The following is a 20590-nucleotide window of genomic DNA, read 5'->3' as shown; positions in this document are numbered from 1 at the left end:
GGAAATTAATTGCTTCTCATAAGTTGAGAAGTGTTGTTTTTCTCTTCCCATCAATACACTTATCGCCTGTTCTAAATGAATATTCTCACTGAATGATAATTAGCATAATTTTAGGTCTGCCTATTTCTTACTTGATGAGAATCAATGGTCAAAGAGGCCTAGAAAACAAAAGTTTCGAGAGGCAATCTGACTGGCTTAGGCACCTATCTCACGTTGAGCGCGTGCTCAATGAATGAGAAAGAGTAGAGTAAAGAGGTCTCATGAATCAGGTAATATCTATCGGCCCACAGGAGTCGTTCCTCGTCGCAATTTGCGTGTTGTTTTTAGGGCAGTTCATCAATACCAAGTTACCAACCTTAAAAAAATTTAATATTCCAGAGCCAATTGTTGGTGGTCTAGTGGTCGCTTGCGTCATCACGACGATGCACTTAAACGGTGTGGATGTTTCCTTTGATTTACCACTGCAAAACGTCTTTATGCTGATGTTTTTTGCAACCGTTGGCTTAGCGGCAAATTACACCCAACTGATTAAAGGCGGTGCGAAGGTTTTCATCTTCCTAGTTGTGGCATCGGTCTACATTCTTATCCAAAATGCGGTCGGCGTGTCCTTAGCAACAGCGTTGGGGTTAGATCCACTCATGGGGTTGATCGCCGGATCCATTACGCTTTCTGGCGGACATGGAACGGGAGCTGCGTGGTCGCAAACTTTTCAAGAAATGTATGGTTTGCATAATGTTCTAGAGGTGGCAATGGCTTCTGCTACATTTGGCTTGGTGATGGGCGGGATTATTGGCAGCCCTGTTGCACAAAAGCTACTAAACAAACACAACTTGGAATCGGAATACGGACGCACCAATCAAAGTCATCAGAGTTTCCCTGAACTGGTGACGTACAACGAACATGAGGAAGATCGTGTCACAGCGAAAAGAGTCGTTGAAAGCTTGTCCATCATTCTACTTTGCGTGACAGGCGCGAAGTATCTGGAGAGTTGGGTAAGCAGTTTTGACATCAAGTGGTTAATGATTCCCGATTTTGTTTATGCGCTGTTTATTGGTGTTGTTATCACTAACATCATGGAAGTGACGAAGGCGCGCAAGGTTGATTTAGAAACCGTTGATATTCTTGGCACGGTTGCACTATCTCTATTTCTTGCCATGGCCTTGATGAGTTTGAAATTGTGGAATATTTTCGATCTTGCGATCCCATTCCTTATTATTCTTGCTATTCAGTCGGCAGTGTTGGCGATGTTCACTTACTACGTAACATTCCGAATGATGGGAAGCAACTACGATGCGGCGGTGATCGCTAGCGGACACTGCGGTTTTGGATTAGGTGCTACACCGACTGCAGTCATGAATATGGGCTCCATCGTGAGTCGATATGGTCCATCACCACAAGCATTTATGGTGGTTCCAATTGTCGGTGCATTCTTCATCGACATTGTGAATTTAGTGATTTTGCAAGGATGCATCGCTTTTATTCGATAACATTCGCTTTTTTACCGAAATAACAAAGCCAGCACCTATACGCTGGCTTTGCTATTTGTAACACGAAATCTTGTTTGCCTGACTTCAAGCCGTGAAATCAATGCGTTACTATGACGACATAGTGTTCAATTTTGCAGCAGCATGAGGTACCCACATGTCTGAAAAAATATCGACGTCGGCATTAGCGAAAATGCGCAAGGTAGAAGCTAAGCTGCTGTTTGCCGATCTCAAACGTGCAGGCTACATCGTTCGCCAAGATGAAAAGTGGATTTTGACCGAAGAAGGGGCAAAGTTTGGCGGTGAGTATGTGGATCACCCTAAATTTGGCCAGTTCATCGTCTGGCCGGCCAACTTACATATTGAGCTGACTCCCAGCTCAGGGAAAACATTGAGCGCGACACAACTGGGTGAAAAGCTGAAATTGAATGCGAAGCGCATGAACCAGCTTTTGAGTGAACTGGGTTGGTTGACCAAATCCGAAGAGGGATGGAGTGTCACAGAAGCTGGTGTGCGCGCTGGTGGGCAGCAAAGAACCGATAAAGAAACACAAAATACCTTTGTCGTATGGCACGATGTGGTGCTGCGTAACAAGCGTCTTAAGCAGTCTGTCATTGAGTTTTTAGGGCAAGACGCGGAGTCACATTCTACGGATAAATCGTACTCAAGCTTTCGCCAAAAATTTGAAGCCAAGCACCGAACATTAGATGGGCATTACGTGCGCTCTAAGGGGGAGTTGCTCATCGACAACTGGCTGTACTTGGCTGGTGTTGTGCACGCTTATGAGCGTCAGTTGCCGATTGACCAAGATGTCACTAGCGATTTTTACTTGCCAGGTGGCAAAGTCTATTTGCAATTTTGGGGAAGTGACGATGGGGAGATGGCTCAGGCCGACCGTGAGACCATTCGTACTGTTTATGAGCAGCATCATTTCAATCTTATCGAAGTCGAACCGAGTGAACTAGACAAGTTGGATGAAGTGCTTCCTAAGCGTCTTCGTCAGTTTGGTATTAAAGCTTATTGACGACTTAAGCCCGCTGTTCAGATAAGAAAAAACCCGTGTTCAACACGGGTTTTGTATTTTTAGTGTATTTCTAGGCTGCAATCCTATGGGTTAAAAGCCTTTGATGTTTTCTGCTTCTAGCTCAGAGAAGTACTTCACTGTCTTCACTTTCAGTTCTTGTTGAGCTGGTTCGTCGCATACGATCACCGCTTTAGGGTGAAGCTGAAGAGCAGAAACTGTCCATAGATGGTTTACACAACCTTCCACGGCTGCTTCAAGTGCCTGAGCTTTGTTATGACCAGTGACCAAGATCATCACTTCTTCTGAGTCTAGAAGCGTACCAACACCGATAGTCAGCGCGTATTTAGGCACTTGGTTGATATCGCCGTCAAAGAAGCGAGAGTTCGCAATGCGAGTGTCTTCAGTGAGGGTCTTGATGCGAGTACGAGAAGAAAGAGATGACGCTGGCTCGTTGAACGCGATGTGACCGTCGTTACCCACGCCGCCCATGAACAGGTTGATCTTGCCGTAAGACTTAATTTTGTCTTCGTAACGCTTACATTCTGCGTCGTGATCGTCTGTGTTACCGTTCAGTAGGTTGATATTTTCTTCTTGAATATCAATGTGATTAAAGAAGTTGTTGTACATGAACGAGCGGTAAGATTCTGGGTGATCCGCAGGGATGCCAATGTACTCATCCATGTTAAAAGTCACGACGTTTTTGAAGCTGACTTCGCCGGCTTGGTAAAGCTCGATTAGGGCTTTGTAGGTTGCTAGAGGAGTGCCACCAGTTGGTAGACCCAGAACGAATGGACGCTCAGCAGTAGGTTTAAAGTCGTTGATACGCTTAGCGATATGCGCAGCTGCCCACTTACCTACTTGTGCTGCTCGAGTTAACGGGATAAGTCTCATTTTGTGCCCCTAGTTATTGGAATTGACGATGTACTGAAACATTAATTCGCATTATAAAATAAGTAATGGCGAACTGCTATTGTTTTAGGTCAAAATTTTGCTTTTTCTTTAACCAATGTTGGTTTTGTCGACGATTTTTATATCTAAATGCTTTTATAAGACGATTTTTTACAAAGAAATTGCATTATGAAACTGACGAATCAATAGATAAAATTTATGATCTAAATTAAGTTCTGCCTTCGCACTTAACCTTGTTTTTTAACAACCTACAGAGTGCGAAATCGCACACGAACTTCAAATATTATGGGTTAGATATGGCATGGCGCTCATTCTTTAACCATAATTGAAATGTGTAAACCAGTGAGGAATTCGGTATGAAAAATGAGTTAGATCCGAGCAAAGTACTACAGGCTTACGAATGTGTGATGAACAACGGTACACCAACCGAATTTGGTAAAATGTATGAAGGTGTAGAAGCGTTTTCTGACTACGATGGGTACAACGTTTTCTTGAGAGGGAATGGTGTTGAGCTAAAAATTGGCTTCCACAACACCTATCACTTGGAATATGACCAAGAGCATTTGAAAGAGAGCTTTCTGAAAAAGATTGCGACGCTCGCCAAGTAAACGGTCATCACCCAAATATTAAAAAAGCCCTTGGGAGAATGCCCCCTTGGGCTTTAGGAGAAGAAATGAGCTTGTCTTGCTCGCTCAGTAAAGTCAAACGAGCTTTCGCCTACTGCTAGAAAAAGGCGAGAACTAGGTTATTGGTTATTAATCGTCTTCAACCAAACTCTCTTCAATGTATTCTTCTGTGGCGTCAGGCTTGTTACGACCATTTAGCGTATGGAAGCGCTTGCGACCACGAGCAAGTTGGGTGTACTTTAGCCACGTACGCTCAAGTTTTGTTTTTGCTTTGCCCGGGTTTTCTAACACCTTGATGAAGTGTTTCTCTTCGCTGTTTTCAGGTGTTAATTCGCCTGACTCTAAGCCAAGCATTGTATCCCCATAAATTGTTAGGATTTCCTCTTCTGAAAGAGTAAAATCGCCAGACTTTGCAAAGCCGCGTGGGAATTTTACGTTATCGTAAAAACGTTTTTTGCCATGACGGAATTCAGTGTCAGACATGTCAACAGCCTCTGTAACCGTTATTGATGAATGTAGTGAACTTACGGCGAAAATTAGGCTTAAATCTAACAAAAGAAAAACAAAACTTTTTTGTCGTCATGATTTTAATTAGTTGTTAATCTGGTTTTATATTAACCAGGAGATGGTTTATGGATGTAAAAGTCTTTCGAACATTTTTAGAGCTGGCAAGAGTTCGTCACTTCGGACGTGCTGCTGAGAACCTTTATATTACCCAAGCCGCTGTGAGCGCACGTATCAAACAATTGGAAAGTTACTTCGATACGCAATTGTTTATTCGTGATCGAAATAACATAAAGTTGACCTCTGCAGGTGAGCGCTTAATCAGCTATGCCGAGGTAATGGTCACTACATTGCAACAAGCGAAGCTAGAATTATCGCTTGAAGATGGCAAAGCGCTGCAACTAACGTTAGGTGGCACGCCAAACATTTGGGACGCTTATTTACAGAATTGTTTAAGTGTCGTCACAGATTCGTTTGGTGGTTATGGCTTCATGGCAGAAGTGATGGGACGTGAGATGCTCAGTCGTAGCTTGCTAGAGCGCACGTTAGATATGGCATTTGCGTTCGATCAGATCAAAGCTGATGAGCTTAACTGTAAAAAAGTGGCGGATGTTGTTCTCGTTCTGGTATCAACTGAGAAAGATTCTTTAGACACCGTTTTCGAAAACAAATATGTGTACGTTGACTGGGGGACGCGTTTCTCCTCAGAGCATTCTGAGCGTCACCCTAAGATTCCGGCTCCATATTTACGCACTTCAACAGCGCGTATCGCATTGGACTTTATTTTAGAGAAGGGTGGAGCCGCGTACTTACCAATCTCTCTCGTGGAGCCATTTATCGCTAATGGGCAGCTTCACAAGGTGTCTGGAGTAGAAGATTGGTGTCGCCCTATCTATTTGAGCTATCGTAAAGCTAGCTCGTCTGTAGACGCGATTAAGCAAGTGGAAGAAATTGTCAAAGAGATCGATCCACTGACCGCTTACAGTTTTCAGCAAATTGGTTCTGGCACTTCCGACGAATAGCGTTGAATGAAAAGTCAGAAAAACGAAAAAGCCGCCTTGAGAAATCAAGGCGGCTTTGTTTTTATCTCGATGAATCGATAGTTATGGTAAGTCAAACAACAGGGCTGTTGTGCTTTCGTTTGATGTATTGCGCAAAACAACCTTACTCTGGTGTTCAACCTTCGCGCCGTCGCCAGCCGTCAAAGTGGTATTGTCGACACTAAGGCTCCCAGTCACTTGATGGATGAATAGATTTCGGCCCGACTCAATCTCAAAGTTTAGTTCGCTACTTGGCTCAAGAATTAACTGATGCAAAGTCGCATCTTGCTTAATAAGTAGCGTGCCGTTTTCTCCAGTTGGAGTTGCGATAGTCGTTAACCCAGGATTGCGACCAAAATCTTTTTGCTGATAACCTGGTTTGGTTCCAAATGTGTTCGGTTGAATCCAAATCTGTAGAAACCGCAGCGTATCTTGGTTCGATGCATTGTACTCACTGTGGTAAATCCCTTTCCCTGCCGACATGAGTTGGAATTCACCTGCAGGTAGTGTTTTGACGTTACCTTCACTGTCTTTGTGTGCGATAACACCTTCCAACACATAGCTGATGATCTCCATATCACGGTGGCCATGTGTATCAAAACCCGCGCCAGGCTTGACTACATCGTCATTAATGACTCTCAGCTCAGAAAAGCCCATATGTTGAGGATCGTAGTAGCTACCAAAAGAAAACGTATGTTTGCTATCAAGCCAGCCAAAGTTTGCTCGACCTCGGTCTGCTGCATGTCTTACCGTAATCATAAGGCCTCCTTAAGAGAGCTTTTTGTTTAATAAGTTATCTAACGCTGCTTTACCTGCGCCAGAGAACGCCAGAGAAACGCTCGCTGCCAGTAATGCCAAGCCAAACTCGTAACCGTTGTTTGCCATGAACAGGCCATTCTCAAAGTGGACAGAGAATATCGCTACCACCATCGTGAACGCCAAAGCAACCGCTGCTGGTCGAGTTAGCAGACCAAGTAAAATGAACAAGCCGCCAAAGAACTCTGCGCTGCCCGCAAGTAACGCCATGAGTACGCCAGGACCTAAACCGATAGATGCCATCCACTGACCTGTGCCTTCTAGGCCGTAGCCACCAAACCAGCCAAATAGTTTTTGTGCGCCGTGCGCCATAAAGATAATGCCGATTGGAACGCGAAGTGATAGTGCGCTGTAACCTGCGTTTGATGTGGTAATTTTCTGTAATAGTGCTTTCATGATTCTGTCCTCTGACTCTTTTCAATGAGTGGGAAGCGTGTGCTCCCGTGCTGTTGAGAACAGTTTAGGTAGAGGCGAACATAAAAATAACGGGAGGATTTTGATAAACTCGTTCTAAAAAATTGAATAGTTGGTTTTTATTTATTTAAATCAATGCCTTGATTTTTATATTCGAGTGTTTATTTGCAGATTATTGTCTGTTTTAAATCAAGGTCTGTCATTATTTTCGATAAACATTTTTTCTGTTAAACAAAAAAAGAGCACATGTACTGTGCTCTATTGCTTTCGCTTTTAACAAGGGAGAAAGGTGTGTTAAAGAAAACCGTCAGAGGTTCATTAAGCTCTCTAATGACTCCTCTACATTGTTGTAGTGATAAGTTCGAATATTACGTCCATCCGTCGCATTAATCTGAATTTCTGAGATCTCGTTATCTGAGTCTCGTTCGATAATTCCAATAGAATGATCTACGGATTTACTGGTAATAACCTTTTGGTTTCTTAATACAATTACGCAAGTATGTAAGTCCATGCCAATTCCCTTTAGCCGACGTTGTTGTGATGTTCTGGATCTAACTTTAGTGTACAAAAGCGCTAATGCCAATAAATCTCAATATTGAGTTCCGAAAATGGCTAATTGTGGGCGCTTAAGCAAGCTACAATAACACTATATTGAACGATGCCTATGAACAATAAATGACAAAAGGCATGAGCAAGGAAAGCACTATGTTTATTCACCCCCATACCTCACTGACCTTCGAGCAGTGTCACAAGGCGCGAGTCGCGCGAGACAGTCGTTTTGATGGGCGATTTTATGTGGCGGTAAAAACAACGGGAATCTTTTGTCGTCCGATTTGCCCGGCAAATTTGCCTAAAGAAGAAAATGTTGAGTATTTCGCTGATAAGACGCAAGCCCTTCAAGCAGGGTACCGTCCGTGTTTACGCTGTCGACCTGATAGCGCGCCTGGATCTTGGGCATGGAAAGGTGTCGAGACGACCTTTCAACGAGCGATTTCGTTAATTGATAGAGGGGAGTTGCATCACCATTCGGTGTCTGAGTTGGCTGAGCGTGTTGGGATTTCTGACCGTTACTTACGTATGTTGTTTGAGCAGTATCTAGGTATGTCACCCAAGCAGTATGCGCAATATCAGCAACTAATGTTCGCCAAACAGTTGCTTCACTCCAGCTCTATGTCGGTCACCGACGTGGGGTTTGCGTCAGGTTTTAACAGTACGCGCCGCTTTAACGATGCTTTTCAAAAGTTTCTCAAACTAACGCCTTCTCAAGTACGCCGTAAAGAGTTTGATGGTGCGGGTTGCAATCGAATTGCCTTACCTTATCGAGGTGAGTTGAATTGGTCGCACATGTTGGACTTCTATCGTTTGCGAGCGGTTGAGGGGGTTGAGCTGGTGAGTGATGAGAGTTATCAGCGCAACGTTTTTTTGGATGACAGCAAAGCCTGGTTTAAAGCGACAAAAGGTGAAGGATACTTAGAACTGGCGTTTGAAATTGAAGACGTAACGAAGCTGCAAAACTTGGTGTCTGACATTCGTCGTATGTTCGATCTTGACGCTGATATTTGTACTGTTGAGCAGCATTTGGAGTATGTTGCGCCTGGGCTCGTGTCGAGTAAAGGTATTCGTATTCCTGGTGTATGGAGTGCATGGGAAGCAGGGGTTAGAGCGATTTTAGGCCAGCAAGTGTCGGTTAAAGCTGCGATTGGTCAACTTAACTTATTGGTGGCCACACTTAGTGGAGAGTCAGAAAAACGTTTTTTCCCGACTCCCAGTGATATTGCGAACGCCGACGTGAGCTTTTTGCGCATGCCGCAAAGCCGTAAAGAGACGCTAGTGCGCTTCGCCCAGTTTATGCAGGACAACTCAGAAGCTGACCCCCAGCACTGGCTAGCTTTGAAAGGCATTGGACCTTGGACCGTCAGTTATGCTCAACTGCGAGGGCAATCTCAACCCGATTGCTTTCTAGATAAAGACTTAGTGGTGAAAAAGGCGATGCAGCGTTACCCATCACTGAATACGCACACTGCGGCCCCTTGGGGAAGCTACGCGACGTTTCACTTATGGAATCAATCATGAAAACATTTTATACCGAAATGCCGAGTCCACTAGGAACGGTGACTATCCAATCGAACGCTGAGGGCTTACTTGGCATTTGGTTTGAAACATGCACCACTAAGCCGAGTGAGCTGGGGGGGCGAGACGAGCAGCATCCGGTCTTGCGCCAAGCTGTCACCCAACTGGATGAATACTTTGCTGGTCTGCGCAACGAATTCGATTTGCCCCTTGCAGCGACAGGCACTGATTTTCAAAATCAAGTTTGGCAGGCACTAACGACCATTCCATATGGGGAAACGTGGAGCTATCAAGATCTCGCGAATGCGATAGGTAACCCTAAAGCTGTGCGTGCTGTTGGGTTAGCAAACGGGAAGAATCCGATTTCTATCGTGGTGCCTTGTCATCGCGTTATTGGCAAAAGCGGAAAACTGACTGGGTATGCAGGTGGAGTGGAGCGCAAGCAACGTTTGCTCGCGTTGGAGCAAGGTACACCGCTTTAAGTGAGGCGATTCTCGTATTGGGATTAAGCGTGCTACACAGGGGTAACGATAGTGTAGAGTTTCATAATCGTTATACGAATAGAAGAAGGACAATAAGGACATGCCTTTCAAAACGGATTTTGATGCCTTCATAAGTGAGTGTTGGCAGCATCACGAGGAAAATCCCGAACAAGTTTATGCTAAGCTAGAAACGGCTCTGAGCGAGGTGGAAGACGTTACCCAAATCGAGCGAATATTCGCATTGATGCTGCATACCGCTATTGGGCATCTCCAGTGCCCAGAACAGTTTCTTACTTGTTTAGAGCACTTTGATGAACGCAAGGTTGCCGAGAGTTTGGCATTTCAACGCAGTATTGCCGTTGTGCGCTATTTCGTAGATGGCACTGACAATATGGAATTATTGGAAGAGCAAGAACAACGCCGAGTTTACGCTTTGATTTCGAATGAACTTTCTGCACTTGTTCAGCTTGAACTGGCGAGTCAATGGTTGGTGAAGGCAGCGTTAGGAATGACGCCGAACGATGCAGAAGGGCCATTAGCGCGCGCTATCGCGATCACTGCAAACAACTTAGCATGTCAGTACGAAGCGCTGGCTGAGCGCACGTGCATGGAAAAATCGAAGATGTTAGAAGCAGCGACACTCGCGCTAGACTATTGGAAAGTGGCAGGGGGTTGGATGCAAGAAGAGCGCGCAGAGTATCGCTTAGCGATGAGCTTGCTTAAAGCGGATAAACCGCAAGAAGCCAAAGTGCATGCTGAGCGCTGTGAGGCTATTTGTCAGCAAAATGGTAGCGACGCGTTTGAGCTGTTCCACGCACATGACTTGTTGATGCAAGTACACTTCCATCTTAGCCAGAAATATAAAGCTAAATTGGATGAAGAGATGCAGCAGCACTGCAAAACGAGCTCTTTGACGTGATCTTAGCGTTGAATGAAAAAGCCCCGAGCGACTGGCTGGGGGCTTTAGGGTTGTTGACTATGCAGCGATGATTATGCTGCTTGCGCTTTTGCTTGGTATCGTCCTGGTTTATGGTTCATCGCCAAAATCAAGTTCGTAGCGATGGCACCTAGAACAGATAGAGCGATAAGGTGCACATCTACAATGAACAGTGACATCACCACGATGGCACAATCTAACCCCATTTGAACTTTACCCGCTCGAACTCCAAAACGTTCCTGAAGGTACAACGCTAGAATGTTAAAGCCACCCAAACTCATTTTGTGACGGAAAATTACCAACATACCGATTCCAATCAGCCCACCACCCAAAAGTGCCGCATAGAGAGGTTCGATTCGTGAAATCTCAATCACATGATGCAGATGATCGACCGCAAAAGAGACAATCGAAACCGCAATAAAGGTATTGATAGTGAAGCGCCAACCCATGCGCATCACAGATAAAATATAAAAAGGGAGGTTAAGAGCGAAAAATATCTGACCAAAACTGAAGTCACTCACTTTGGTTAGGAAGATCGCCAAACCAGCCGTACCGCCAGTGAGCAATCCTACTTTGCTAAAAAATATCACCCCAAGTGACACCAACGCACTGCCGAGCGTCAGAGCCAAGAGGTTCTCTCTTAGGCTATGATCTTTGTCCATAAATTAATTTCCTTGGTTTAAAAACCGCGCCGGAGATAATACGTCTCACGGACGCGATAGACAGTCGCCAAAATAGCAACTAACAAATCGGCCAATAAAATGTTGCGAAAAGTGATGGATGTCGAGTTTTTGGACGAGATTATGATGATGTTAACCTGTTTAACATAATGTACACAGATAGAAAAACAACAAGGAAAAGTTATGATTAAGAAAGTTGGCAACACCCAAATCAACACATTACATCGACTGAGTTGCCACTGTGGAAAAGTTGAGTTGGAACTGGCGTTACCCAATGGTATTGAGAAACCGAGACGGTGTGACTGTTCTATGTGTCGACGTCGTGGCGCGATTGTCGCATCTGTACCTTTGAACGGTATTCGTATTATGCAAGGCGAAGACGTCTTGAAGCAGTATCAATTTAATACACACACTGCGAAGCACTTTTTCTGTGGCGAGTGCGGTATTTATACGCACCATCAGCGTCGTTCTGACCCGAGTGAGTATGGCTATAATGTCGGCTGCTTAGAGGGCGTCAACCCATATGAGTTGGGAGCGATTGAAGTGATGGATGGCGTTAACCATCCATCTGACCGCTAGGTTATATTGCGATTTAAGTGCCTGATTATCGGTGCTTTTAAGTAAATAAGCCGCTATTCATCCACAAGTGTACCGCAATACTGGCGGCATAACCCAAGGCGATGACGGGAGCCCACTTTAGGTGGCCAAAGAAGGTGTATTGTCCACGCGCAGCTCCCATTAAAGCGACGCCTGCCGCGGAGCCAATGGAAAGCAAACTGCCACCGACACCTGCGGTTAATGTGACCAGTAGCCAGTTGCCCATCGACATGCTTGGTTCCATGGTCAGTACAGCAAACATAACCGGAATGTTATCGACGATTGCAGATAGGACACCAACCATTACGTTTGCCCAGACTGGGTTCCATTGCGTGTACATGACGTTTGAAACCAGTTCGAGGTAGCCAAGTAAACTTAAACCGCCAACACACATTACAACACCGTAGAAGAACAACAAGGTGTCCCATTCGGCTCGAGACACACGATGAAACACATCAAACGGAACCACTGAGCCTAAGCGCTTCAATGCCTGATCATCGCCATTGGCAATTGCCATAGCTGCTTTTTTTGCGAGTGAGTGTTTGAGAGTTTGGCGCAAAAAATATCCGAAAAACTGTAAGTACGCCAAGCCCATCATCATGCCCATAACGGGTGGGAAGTGCAGCAAGGCGTGGAAAGAGACTGCGGTGGCAATCGTCAAAATGAACAACGCGACAATACGCCTTGCCCCGCGTTTTAGCTCAACGTGTTGGTGAATCGTATTCGGTTTTGTGTTTGGAACAAAAAGTGACATCAAAAATGCGGGAACCAAGTAGTTCACCAATGACGGTACAAACAACGGAATGAACTCAGCAAAGCTGACATGACCGGCCTGCCACACCATCAGGGTTGTAATATCACCAAATGGGCTGAATGCACCGCCAGCGTTGGCTGCGATAACAATGTTGATACAAGCAAGATTGACGAACTTAGGATTATCACCAGAGACTTTCATCACTACAGCGCACATCAAAAGGGCCGTAGTTAAGTTATCGGCAATCGGTGAAATGACAAAAGCGAGAAACCCCGTCAGCCAGAACAACTTTTTGAATCCAAAACCTTTACCAACCATCCACGCCTGTAAGGCATCGAAGAGTTTGCGTTCTTCCATTGCGTTGATGTAAGTCATCGCCACGAGCAAAAACAGCAGCAACTCGGCATATTCCAACAAGTTGTGTTCTAGTGCGGATTTGGCGATTTCAGGCTGATTGTGTTGAGCAAAGGTGTAGCCAATCAGAATCCAAATTAATCCTGCAGCGAGCAGCACTGGCTTGGATTTTCTCATTTTCAGATACTCTTCCAACATAACCAGTATGTAAGCGATCGAAAAGATAATCAGAGCCGCGTAACCGACACCAGAATTAACAAGGTTCAGTTCATTGGTTGATGCAGCAAAGGTGGCGCTAGAGAACAACAAACAGCAGAAAGCCACAATTGGATAGATTGGCATAGACATTTCTCCTTTGTCTGGTTGGAGAAATATTAGCCACAAATGAATGAGTTAGTTGTGAGAGAGCTCGAATTAACAGTAGGAGTTAGGAAATGATAGTGTGCGCCACTATTTTCTGAGTGACGCAATGCTTGCTGCGCCGAATAAAACCGCAGCGGCATATAAACCGTAAGTTAACCAGTGACTAATCTCTAAAAAAGGAACGAGTCCTTGACCTGCCCACATACAGCCTCCGTTTAATGAGCAATGTTGTAATAGTCGAGCCAATTTAAAGGAAATGAACAATGTTTTTTGTGAGTGAAAGCAAATTCTGAAGGATTAGAAAGTCAAAAATTGGTCAGTGAGAGAGAAATCTCATTTTTAACTGGCTAGCTCTAACCCTTTTGAGTTAAAGCTAGCTATATCTAGAGCTGAATGCATTTAGCGTAGGAGCCATTTTTTCAACGGTGAAGCGTCAATTGCTTTCACAAGCAGTATGGTTGCAACAATCGTTGCAGGATAAATAAACACATCTTTCGCGAGGTGTTGCAGCCCGATAAATTCAGCGACATTCATCATGACAATTATGATAAGCAGATGGCTAACATATATTCCTAACACGCAAGGAGATAGTTTGAAGACCCAAGGCATGTCGCCAAAATGAGGGTGAGCCAAAAGCCACATAAAGACACCTACAGCCCAGATAACGGTACCGAATAGGAAGTCGTGCGAGTTGAAAGCGATGTCATGTTGCATCAGCCAGTAAGCTTCACCAAAATGCAGTGCCATGCCAAGAATAATGCATCGAACCGTATTGTTTCGCGACCACCGCCACTGCACTTCTCGTGCGAAATAACCTAGAGCAACTAGCAACGTGCTGAAAAAAGGCCCGTTACGAGTAAAGAAAGGCGCTGGCAGGTCGGTAATGGTCGCGTAACTGCCAGCAAAGGCACCGTATATGTATAGCAATACTGCGGTTGGCAGTATCAGTTGCGCCATATTGATATGCACGAGAAAGGCAATTAACGCTACGGCAATGACCAGAGCCGGAATAAACCACAGATGAACGAGTCCGCCTTCGATGAGTGAATTGATCGGGGTTGACATTAGGTACCCCCAATAACCTTGCCTTTCGGCGAGATACCCAGCCTCAGCGACCGTCTGCCATTGGAATGGCATCAGTAAACTGATCATGCTCCAAATGAGCCAAACCTTCATTAACGGTTTGGCGTAGTTCTTAAGAGTATCGATAGGTGAATGACTCAACTTCGGCTGGATTAGATAACCCGAGATGAGAAAGAACAGCGGAACAGCAAAACGAGCCAGTTGGTTGAGCATATAGCCAACCCATGGTATCCCATTCCACTGCCAGTACGTCAGTGCCATCTGGCAATGCAAACCCACAATCGCAAGCATCGCAATGATACGTGCAAACTCTAAGCTGGCTATTTTTTGTTTCTTTGCCATTACATTGTTTACCTAAATAAAAAACTTAGGTGAAAATAGCAGGTTGTTACTGAAGTAATACGTGAAAAAGTCAACAGACTTGCGCTTACATTGAAGCTGTTTTGAAAATTAAGACTTACTTCAAACTTCTTAATTATTAACCTATTAACGCAATCAATACCTGATTCGTGAGTCGAAAATAGCACTGAATAATGGTTAGACCAGTTAACTCGAGATTGCAAAAAAGAACAATCGTGCTAAAAATAAGACTATGCAAAAAGGAAAAGTGACAAAAGAGTTTATTCTGCAGCGGGCTTTTGAGATCGCCAGCGAAGACGGATTAGAAAGTCTTACGATTGGAGAGTTAGCCAAGCAATGCGGTATGTCGAAAAGTGGTCTGTTTGCCCACTTTAATTCGAAGTTGAATTTACAGCTATCGGTGCTTGATCACGCCAATAAAGTGTTCGCTGATCGGGTTATTGAGCCTGCTCGAGAACTCGGGGATGGCAATATCGAGCGTAAAATTCGAGGGTTGCTCGACTCTTGGATGACTTGGAATCACGCATTCCAAGGAAGTTGTATGTTTCTTGACGCTTGGAATGATACGGCAGATAAAGATTGCCCGCTTCAGGCCGGACTGCGTAAATCCATAGACACTTGGCTGAGCTATTTGGAGATCCAAATAGCGAAAGGCAAAGAGAAGCAAGAATTTGCAGCAGACTTAGATACACGCCAAGCAACGTTTGATTTGTACGGTCTTTATTTGAGTGCGCATGTTTTTTACTCAATTAAAGGTGAGCAAGAAAGCTTGCGTCTGTTTTGGCAAGGGATCGACAACTTATTTTCTCGCTGGAAAGGCTAATATCGGTTATTCGCTTCCCAGATTCGTAGACATAAAATCACAAAGAGCGGCTGAGTTCGCTCTTTCTTATCAGCGTAAAAAGCACGACCGTTCTATTTTGTGCAAAGCTGATAGTTAAGGACATGATTATGAGTGAAAAAATTTACTTTAATACATCGCAACGTTTCAGTATTAAGCGCAGTTTGGTGAACATTAGTACTCGGTTACACCATACACTGGCCCCGTCACATGCAAAGAAGACCGCGCGCAAGCTTCTTCTGACACCTGCTCGTACGCAACCTAAAAATATTGAACCTCAAGGGCTTATCAAAGGTGAAATTAAAGGGCATGCAGGCATCATCAAAACCTATACTTTGGGCTCTGGACCTATTTGGGTGCTAACTCATGGTTGGTCTGGCACGGCAAGTCAGTTTTATCCACTGATGGAACATATTGCGTCGAAAGGGTTTACTGCTTTGGCGTACGATCATCCGGCACATGGTGAGAGTGAGGGGCAGTATGGGCACATTCCGGGGTTTGTCAGAGGATTAGAAGATGTGTTGGATACGGTCGAGGATGTTGTTGGCCTAGTTGGGCACAGCATGGGCACCGCTTCTGCTCTTGAGTGCCGACACAGCAAATTAGAAAACAAGCCTTTGCTGCTTATTGCTCCGGTATTAAATTACGTAGAGAACTTATTCGGTAGCATTGCGCGTTCCGGTTACTCGATGAAGCTTTTTAATGCTGTGGTTTCAGAAGTTGAAGACCAATTTGGCTATCCGTTACAGTCCATTGATCCGATGAAGCGTTTGTCTGAGCGTCCGTCTCACACCATTATTATTCATGATGAGCAAGATAAGTTCACCAAATACAGTGTCTCGGCAAAAGCGGCTGAAGAGATTAAAAACGTTGAGTTAGTGACAACACAAGGTCAGGGGCATGGTCGAGTGATGAAGTGTGAGCAAGTCTTCAGTAGTTTTGACCGTTTGCTCGATAGTGCTTGGTAACCCTTACTTTTACTGATTGATTCGCTCCGTTTTGCGCTAATTCGGTTTGAAAGTAACACCTCAGACTTTTTCGTCTCTGGTGTTGCTCTCCTCGTTAAGAGGTTAAATCCAAAAAGGACAGCCGAAGCTGTCCTTTGTTTATTTAGCAGAACGTCTGCAAGGCTGAAATTAGTTACAGTTAGCTACGCCAACTTCTTTCCAAACGCCCCATTCGCCAGATTGGCTAGGATCGTCACCCTGAGTCCACCATTTCGCTTCCCACGTTTTACCTGCGTGAGTCACTTGGTTACCACCTGTGTACACTGCGCTCGCATCCCATGCGTTGTCACAAGTACCAGGGTTCGGATCGGTTGTGTGCTGTGCAACAACCACTGTCGCGCTTGCCGATGAAGACGCTTTACCGTCGCTCACACTTACAGTGAAGCTTAAGCTTGTGTCTTGCGGGTATTCCGCAGCAGTGAACGTGACTTTGGAGCCTTCAACCGTTGCATTCAGACCTTGAGGTAGAGTCCAGTTGAATGTCAGGGTATCGTTGTCTGCATCGCTAGACGCAGATGCATCTACAACCACAACGTCACCAGCGTTTGCTGTTGCTGGAGCAACAACTTGCGCTATTGGTGCGCTGTTCACTGGGTCAACAACACCTGCTGGTTTCACTGTTACTACAACGAGGTCAGATGCCGTTGCACCTTCGTTATCAGACACCGTCAGCTTGAAAGTTAATTGCTCTTCAACAATAACTTCTGCTGCATCAAAGCTTGCTTTCGCTGTGTTTGCACCTGTTAGTACCACTGCTGTGCCAGATACTTGTTCCCAAGCGTAGCTTGCGATGGTGCCGTCAGAGTCTTTTGACAGGCTGCCATCTAGAACCACATTTGCAGGACCTGTTACCGATTGATCTGCGCCAGCGGCTGCGGTTGGTTTACGGTTTGGTTGAGGAACCACACCACCAGCCATACCTTCGTGCATCGCGTTTAGAATGTCACCGTTATCCGCGTCAATTTCCCAAGAGAATAGACCAGCAAGACCAAGAGACTTCGCGTAGCTACCTTTTGCTAGCACTGAACGGTGGTCATCAAATGTGATCAACTCGCCCGTAGTACGGTTCCATACCCATGGTGCTTCTGCTTGTGCATCGTAGCCGTACTCGAAGCCGTTAATACCAGTGTTGTTTGCACCTAGCATGAATGACTTAATGCCTTTGTAGTCAATTACGCCATCTTCCCAAACACCTTGCGCTGTGCTGCCCTTCAGTTTACCTGTAGCAGTACCTGTCATTGGGTCGTTTGGATCGGTTAGCGTATCTGGAGTTACGCCTTCCCAGCCACGACCGTACATTGCTGTACCAAGTACTAGCTTGTTCGCAGGAACGCCTTGAGCAAGAAGAAGTTGGATGCCGTTATCTGCTGTGTAAGCAGGACCTTTGTACGGTTCGCCGTTCTCATCAACGCCACTACCGTCACACTGACCAGGACGCATGAATGAACCACAGTAAAGCGCAGTCTGGTGACCAGGAACGTTGTTCCAGCCGCCGTAGAAGTCGTAAGTCATTGCGAAGATGTAATCCATGTACTGAACCGCATCTGCGTAGTCTACGTCTTCAATCTTGTCGTAACCGACACCGATAGCGGACGTTAGCTCGTAAGTACGGCCTGTCTCAGCTTCTAATTCATCAAGCATTACGCGCAGTTCACGCATCAGTGCGATGTATGCTGGGCCATCGTTTACAGGGTCGCCCTTATCGGCTGCTGCACCGCCGCCGCCAGGGAATTCCCAGTCGATATCAACACCATCGTAGAATTTCCAAGTTTTCAGGAACTTCTTAACTGATGCGACGAATGTGTCTCGGTTTTTCTTGTCCACGAAATCGAAGAATGGGTCAGACAGTGTCCAACCACCGATCGATGGGATGATTTTTAGATCAGGGTTACGTTGTTTCAATGCCATTAGCATTGCGTAGTTACCCTTGATAGGCGTGCTGTATTCATGACCAGCTTGTGGGAAGCTCTTCTGATAAGCAGCCCAAGGGTCATGGATAACGACTTCATAATCAGGCACACCTGTACAAGCAGTTTGTAGCGCGTTGAAACTGTTGCCGCCAACAGACTTCACAGACTCATTTGGGCCACAAATTGGGATAAAACCGTAAAGGATGTGAGTCAAGTTGTCGACCGGCATATTATCGACGGTGTAGTCACGGCCATAGATGCCCCATTCAACAAAATACGTACCCATCACGACGCTTGGATCGGTATTGTAGGTTTTGTTGTTTGGATCAACATTCATCGTTAGTGGCTTCAGGTGAGAACCATCGGTATCTGCAATTGTGATTTCAGCTGGTGCGCTTTTCGCACAACCTGTCGCATCACATGCTTCGATTTCCATTTGGTATAAGCCACCTTGGCCGTATTCAAACGAAGCTGTTGTTTGGCTACCAGTGATAGGGCCGCTTGCTACTTTTACACCATCAAAATAGACGTTGTAAGTGTCACCAGGTGTGCCACTCCACTGGTTAAACTTAACAGTGATCTTCGCTTGCTCATGGTATTTCACCATGTCGTAGTAGCCTGACGTGGTTTCCATCGCGAGTTCAATTTTAGAAAACTGAAGGTTGTTGGAACCGTACATATCGATACTTGGTGCGGTTGGAGCCGCAACTGCAGCACCTGATAGCGCTAAAGCAACTCCAGCTGCACATAGGTTAAATCGAATCATAACTTCTCTCTCAATCCTTGGATTCATGTTCTACCTAGAACATAGGCTGCTCTTGCACCAGATAAGATGATTGGATTTACTCCACGTGCAAAAGCATCACACTCAGCATTTCAGAGAGTTTTTTTTCGTCAAAAAAAATTAAGACGGTTTTCGAGGCACTTGAGAGAACTTAACTAAAACTCGCACTCTGTTACACAGAAAGTGTCAGACTGAGTCAATAATTTATAAAATCTCAGCAGAAACTAAAATTATTGTTTACTCAGTAACGAGTTGGTTAAATGCGATGAAGGCCTTATTTTGTTGTTTATTAAGGTTTTGTTTCATTGATATAGAAAGAGAATTGAAAGGAAAAATAGCCGTGAAGACATACTAGTCACGGCTGAAGTGTTCACTCAACGCGGCGCGACGTTTAGAGGCTGCGCCGGTTTCTGAGCCCTGAACGGTATGCTCAAATCCTTTACGAATGAATCGCTGATCTGGAATAAGAGGCTCAATACGGCGTATTTGAGGTGAAAGATGAGAGCCTGAGATCTGATACGCTGTCTTTCCTAATCCGGTATTCAACGTGATGACCTTGCCATCGAATTCAAATTCCGTCGTAATAAGTCGATGGTTTCGGTATACCCCATCTTCAGTGAAAACGAGACGTTCTGTTTGGTAGGGTGGCGCGCCAATCTCAATCCATTCGCCGTACACCTTTTCCGGATCAATGTGGTCTTGATAGGAGAGGTGGATTTGATAGCCAAAAAACGTCAACAGACCCATCCCGAAGCAGACAAATGTACTCTTGAGGATTTTGGATTGGTGGCGAGCCAAAAATGAAAGTTTTGGTTCTTGTCGTGCTTTTCGCCTTCGGCGAGTCGAGTCCGTCATAGATCTAATTTTCTCCACTTTTTTAACATGGTGGAAACCTTCCTTTTTAAAAACAAACAATCCCGCCATTGAGACGACGAAACTATGATCTAATGTCCACTTTTACATTCAGATACACATCTTATTGATGGTTTTGTTGTTTGCTCACATTCATTACTTCGCAGGTTTTCTTGCTCGGTTTAGGTCGCCTGATTAATCCTCGTGAAAAGAGGTTCTCGCTCAGTAGCAAAGGATGTGCGTTATTACGTTGAGTTTAATGGCTTTCAAAGCTTGAGTAACGGAAAGAAACAAGGTAAAAAAGAGCGGACTTTTGATAAGGAAACCAATAATGAATATTAAGGAAAATAGCTATTTTGCTGGTAGTGTAAAATCACTAGGCTTTAACCAGAAAGATCAGGATGTTAGCGTTGGTGTGATGCTTCCTGGTGAGTACACGTTTGGTACTCAAGCACCAGAGCGTATGACGGTTGTAAAAGGTGCGCTTGTGGTCAAGCGTGTTGGCGAGAGCGATTGGACGACTTATCAAAGTGGTGAGTTTTTTGAAGTGGAAGGTAGTTCTTCATTTGAGCTTCAAGTGAAAGAAGCGACTGCGTATTTATGTGAGTACTTCTAGCGTTCATTTGTTGCTCGTCATAAAACCACCTTCGGGTGGTTTTTTCGTCTATGTGCTTCACTTATAACGCATCTTTTTGGTTA

The 20590-nt window shown here is 45.0% G+C and carries 21 protein-coding genes; 11 read left to right on the top strand and 10 right to left on the bottom strand.

Annotation, left to right across the window (positions count from 1 at the left end; all coding sequences use genetic code 11):
- Positions 1-260: 260 nt before the first annotated feature.
- Complete coding sequence (gene gltS / locus R7R78_RS11270) at positions 261-1487, top strand: sodium/glutamate symporter (RefSeq protein ID WP_064369536.1); 1227 nt, start codon at positions 261-263, stop codon at positions 1485-1487.
- Between the two features lie 154 nt (positions 1488-1641).
- Complete coding sequence (locus tag R7R78_RS11265) at positions 1642-2508, top strand: glycerol kinase (protein ID WP_191116169.1); 867 nt, start codon at positions 1642-1644, stop codon at positions 2506-2508.
- A gap of 90 nt (positions 2509-2598) precedes the next feature.
- Here the strand turns inward: R7R78_RS11265 and nagB are convergent, their stop codons facing one another.
- Positions 2599-3399 (bottom strand): glucosamine-6-phosphate deaminase, encoded by an 801-nt coding sequence (nagB, locus tag R7R78_RS11260; protein ID WP_005374441.1) that lies wholly within the window; start codon positions 3397-3399, stop codon positions 2599-2601.
- A 374-nt stretch (positions 3400-3773) separates the two neighbouring features.
- On the opposite strand from nagB, the gene R7R78_RS11255 reads away from it, so the two are divergent.
- Positions 3774-4025 carry a DUF3081 domain-containing protein gene (locus R7R78_RS11255; RefSeq protein WP_005374440.1) on the top strand — a complete coding sequence of 84 codons (252 nt, stop codon included), beginning with the start codon at positions 3774-3776 and terminating at the stop codon, positions 4023-4025.
- Between the two features lie 147 nt (positions 4026-4172).
- Here R7R78_RS11255 and R7R78_RS11250 read toward each other — a convergent pair whose 3' ends face one another.
- On the bottom strand, positions 4173-4526 hold the full coding sequence (locus R7R78_RS11250; RefSeq protein ID WP_005374439.1) for a DUF413 domain-containing protein: 354 nt from the start codon (positions 4524-4526) through the stop codon (positions 4173-4175).
- A gap of 149 nt (positions 4527-4675) precedes the next feature.
- Between R7R78_RS11250 and R7R78_RS11245 the strand changes: the two genes are divergently transcribed.
- Positions 4676-5569 (top strand): LysR family transcriptional regulator, encoded by an 894-nt coding sequence (locus R7R78_RS11245; RefSeq protein WP_005374436.1) that lies wholly within the window; start codon positions 4676-4678, stop codon positions 5567-5569.
- A gap of 81 nt (positions 5570-5650) precedes the next feature.
- Here the strand turns inward: R7R78_RS11245 and R7R78_RS11240 are convergent, their stop codons facing one another.
- From R7R78_RS11240 to R7R78_RS11230, 3 genes are all read right to left on the bottom strand, one after another.
- Positions 5651-6346 carry a pirin family protein gene (locus R7R78_RS11240; protein WP_017821043.1) on the bottom strand — a complete coding sequence of 232 codons (696 nt, stop codon included), beginning with the start codon at positions 6344-6346 and terminating at the stop codon, positions 5651-5653.
- A 9-nt stretch (positions 6347-6355) separates the two neighbouring features.
- Entirely contained in the window at positions 6356-6799 is a 444-nt protein-coding gene (locus R7R78_RS11235; protein ID WP_017821042.1) for a DoxX family protein, read from the bottom strand.
- Positions 6800-7124: 325 nt separating this feature from the next.
- A complete protein-coding gene (locus R7R78_RS11230) occupies positions 7125-7328 on the bottom strand; it encodes a hypothetical protein (RefSeq protein ID WP_017633816.1) in 204 nt (67 codons plus the stop codon).
- 194 nt (positions 7329-7522) lie between these two features.
- Here R7R78_RS11230 and R7R78_RS11225 point away from each other — a divergent pair, with 194 nt between their 5' ends.
- The 3 genes from R7R78_RS11225 (at position 7523) to R7R78_RS11215 (ending at position 10288) form a co-directional block, all read left to right on the top strand.
- Positions 7523-8890: an AlkA N-terminal domain-containing protein gene (locus R7R78_RS11225; protein ID WP_225473569.1), complete on the top strand. Its 1368-nt coding sequence runs from the start codon at positions 7523-7525 to the stop codon at positions 8888-8890.
- Positions 8887-9369 carry a methylated-DNA--[protein]-cysteine S-methyltransferase gene (locus R7R78_RS11220; RefSeq protein ID WP_053809746.1) on the top strand — a complete coding sequence of 161 codons (483 nt, stop codon included), beginning with the start codon at positions 8887-8889 and terminating at the stop codon, positions 9367-9369. Before R7R78_RS11225 ends, R7R78_RS11220 begins: the two co-directional genes overlap by 4 nt.
- Positions 9370-9469: 100 nt before the next feature.
- The gene (locus tag R7R78_RS11215; protein WP_225473568.1) at positions 9470-10288 is read left to right on the top strand and encodes a hypothetical protein; all 819 of its coding nucleotides are present in this window, start codon (positions 9470-9472) and stop codon (positions 10286-10288) included.
- A gap of 71 nt (positions 10289-10359) precedes the next feature.
- Here the strand turns inward: R7R78_RS11215 and R7R78_RS11210 are convergent, their stop codons facing one another.
- Complete coding sequence (locus tag R7R78_RS11210) at positions 10360-10968, bottom strand: YitT family protein (RefSeq protein WP_225473566.1); 609 nt, start codon at positions 10966-10968, stop codon at positions 10360-10362.
- A gap of 201 nt (positions 10969-11169) precedes the next feature.
- Between R7R78_RS11210 and R7R78_RS11205 the strand changes: the two genes are divergently transcribed.
- Positions 11170-11565, top strand: a complete 396-nt coding sequence (locus R7R78_RS11205) for a GFA family protein (RefSeq protein ID WP_053308033.1) — start codon at positions 11170-11172, stop codon at positions 11563-11565.
- A gap of 37 nt (positions 11566-11602) precedes the next feature.
- Here the strand turns inward: R7R78_RS11205 and nhaD are convergent, their stop codons facing one another.
- Together nhaD and R7R78_RS11195 are read right to left on the bottom strand one after the other, a co-directional pair.
- Positions 11603-13033, bottom strand: coding sequence for a sodium:proton antiporter NhaD (nhaD, locus tag R7R78_RS11200; RefSeq protein WP_017633821.1), 1431 nt, complete (start codon positions 13031-13033; stop codon positions 11603-11605).
- Positions 13034-13453: 420 nt separating this feature from the next.
- Positions 13454-14479, bottom strand: a complete 1026-nt coding sequence (locus R7R78_RS11195; RefSeq protein WP_158173319.1) for an acyltransferase — start codon at positions 14477-14479, stop codon at positions 13454-13456.
- A gap of 250 nt (positions 14480-14729) precedes the next feature.
- Here R7R78_RS11195 and R7R78_RS11190 point away from each other — a divergent pair, with 250 nt between their 5' ends.
- Both R7R78_RS11190 and R7R78_RS11185 read left to right on the top strand, forming a co-directional pair.
- Positions 14730-15320 (top strand): TetR/AcrR family transcriptional regulator, encoded by a 591-nt coding sequence (locus tag R7R78_RS11190; RefSeq protein ID WP_005374416.1) that lies wholly within the window; start codon positions 14730-14732, stop codon positions 15318-15320.
- A gap of 128 nt (positions 15321-15448) precedes the next feature.
- Entirely contained in the window at positions 15449-16306 is an 858-nt protein-coding gene (locus tag R7R78_RS11185) for an alpha/beta fold hydrolase (RefSeq protein ID WP_065275584.1), read from the top strand.
- 168 nt (positions 16307-16474) lie between these two features.
- Here the strand turns inward: R7R78_RS11185 and R7R78_RS11180 are convergent, their stop codons facing one another.
- The gene (locus R7R78_RS11180; RefSeq protein ID WP_213871344.1) at positions 16475-19021 is read right to left on the bottom strand and encodes a glycosyl hydrolase family 18 protein; all 2547 of its coding nucleotides are present in this window, start codon (positions 19019-19021) and stop codon (positions 16475-16477) included.
- A 369-nt stretch (positions 19022-19390) separates the two neighbouring features.
- Entirely contained in the window at positions 19391-19894 is a 504-nt protein-coding gene (locus tag R7R78_RS11175) for a DUF2850 domain-containing protein (RefSeq protein ID WP_005374408.1), read from the bottom strand.
- Between the two features lie 328 nt (positions 19895-20222).
- Between R7R78_RS11175 and R7R78_RS11170 the strand changes: the two genes are divergently transcribed.
- Entirely contained in the window at positions 20223-20507 is a 285-nt protein-coding gene (locus R7R78_RS11170; protein ID WP_132936197.1) for a pyrimidine/purine nucleoside phosphorylase, read from the top strand.
- Positions 20508-20590 lie beyond the last annotated feature (83 nt).

The sequence above is a fragment of the Vibrio sp. 2134-1 genome (assembly GCF_033339495.1).
Note: the sequence above shows the minus strand (reverse complement) of the source record. Positions and strands in the feature narration are given on the sequence as shown.

What these genes read in the sequence shown, in the direction of transcription:
- gltS (WP_064369536.1), top strand. Translation starts at nt 261, where the DNA reads ATGAATCAGGTAATATCTATCGGCCCACAGGAGTCGTTCCTCGTCGCA.
- R7R78_RS11265 (WP_191116169.1), top strand. Translation starts at nt 1,642, where the DNA reads ATGTCTGAAAAAATATCGACGTCGGCATTAGCGAAAATGCGCAAGGTA.
- nagB (WP_005374441.1), bottom strand. Translation starts at nt 3,399, where the DNA reads ATGAGACTTATCCCGTTAACTCGAGCAGCACAAGTAGGTAAGTGGGCA.
- R7R78_RS11255 (WP_005374440.1), top strand. Translation starts at nt 3,774, where the DNA reads ATGAAAAATGAGTTAGATCCGAGCAAAGTACTACAGGCTTACGAATGT.
- R7R78_RS11250 (WP_005374439.1), bottom strand. Translation starts at nt 4,526, where the DNA reads ATGTCTGACACTGAATTCCGTCATGGCAAAAAACGTTTTTACGATAAC.
- R7R78_RS11245 (WP_005374436.1), top strand. Translation starts at nt 4,676, where the DNA reads ATGGATGTAAAAGTCTTTCGAACATTTTTAGAGCTGGCAAGAGTTCGT.
- R7R78_RS11240 (WP_017821043.1), bottom strand. Translation starts at nt 6,346, where the DNA reads ATGATTACGGTAAGACATGCAGCAGACCGAGGTCGAGCAAACTTTGGC.
- R7R78_RS11235 (WP_017821042.1), bottom strand. Translation starts at nt 6,799, where the DNA reads ATGAAAGCACTATTACAGAAAATTACCACATCAAACGCAGGTTACAGC.
- R7R78_RS11230 (WP_017633816.1), bottom strand. Translation starts at nt 7,328, where the DNA reads ATGGACTTACATACTTGCGTAATTGTATTAAGAAACCAAAAGGTTATT.
- R7R78_RS11225 (WP_225473569.1), top strand. Translation starts at nt 7,523, where the DNA reads ATGTTTATTCACCCCCATACCTCACTGACCTTCGAGCAGTGTCACAAG.
- R7R78_RS11220 (WP_053809746.1), top strand. Translation starts at nt 8,887, where the DNA reads ATGAAAACATTTTATACCGAAATGCCGAGTCCACTAGGAACGGTGACT.
- R7R78_RS11215 (WP_225473568.1), top strand. Translation starts at nt 9,470, where the DNA reads ATGCCTTTCAAAACGGATTTTGATGCCTTCATAAGTGAGTGTTGGCAG.
- R7R78_RS11210 (WP_225473566.1), bottom strand. Translation starts at nt 10,968, where the DNA reads ATGGACAAAGATCATAGCCTAAGAGAGAACCTCTTGGCTCTGACGCTC.
- R7R78_RS11205 (WP_053308033.1), top strand. Translation starts at nt 11,170, where the DNA reads ATGATTAAGAAAGTTGGCAACACCCAAATCAACACATTACATCGACTG.
- nhaD (WP_017633821.1), bottom strand. Translation starts at nt 13,033, where the DNA reads ATGCCAATCTATCCAATTGTGGCTTTCTGCTGTTTGTTGTTCTCTAGC.
- R7R78_RS11195 (WP_158173319.1), bottom strand. Translation starts at nt 14,479, where the DNA reads ATGGCAAAGAAACAAAAAATAGCCAGCTTAGAGTTTGCACGTATCATT.
- R7R78_RS11190 (WP_005374416.1), top strand. Translation starts at nt 14,730, where the DNA reads ATGCAAAAAGGAAAAGTGACAAAAGAGTTTATTCTGCAGCGGGCTTTT.
- R7R78_RS11185 (WP_065275584.1), top strand. Translation starts at nt 15,449, where the DNA reads ATGAGTGAAAAAATTTACTTTAATACATCGCAACGTTTCAGTATTAAG.
- R7R78_RS11180 (WP_213871344.1), bottom strand. Translation starts at nt 19,021, where the DNA reads ATGATTCGATTTAACCTATGTGCAGCTGGAGTTGCTTTAGCGCTATCA.
- R7R78_RS11175 (WP_005374408.1), bottom strand. Translation starts at nt 19,894, where the DNA reads ATGACGGACTCGACTCGCCGAAGGCGAAAAGCACGACAAGAACCAAAA.
- R7R78_RS11170 (WP_132936197.1), top strand. Translation starts at nt 20,223, where the DNA reads ATGAATATTAAGGAAAATAGCTATTTTGCTGGTAGTGTAAAATCACTA.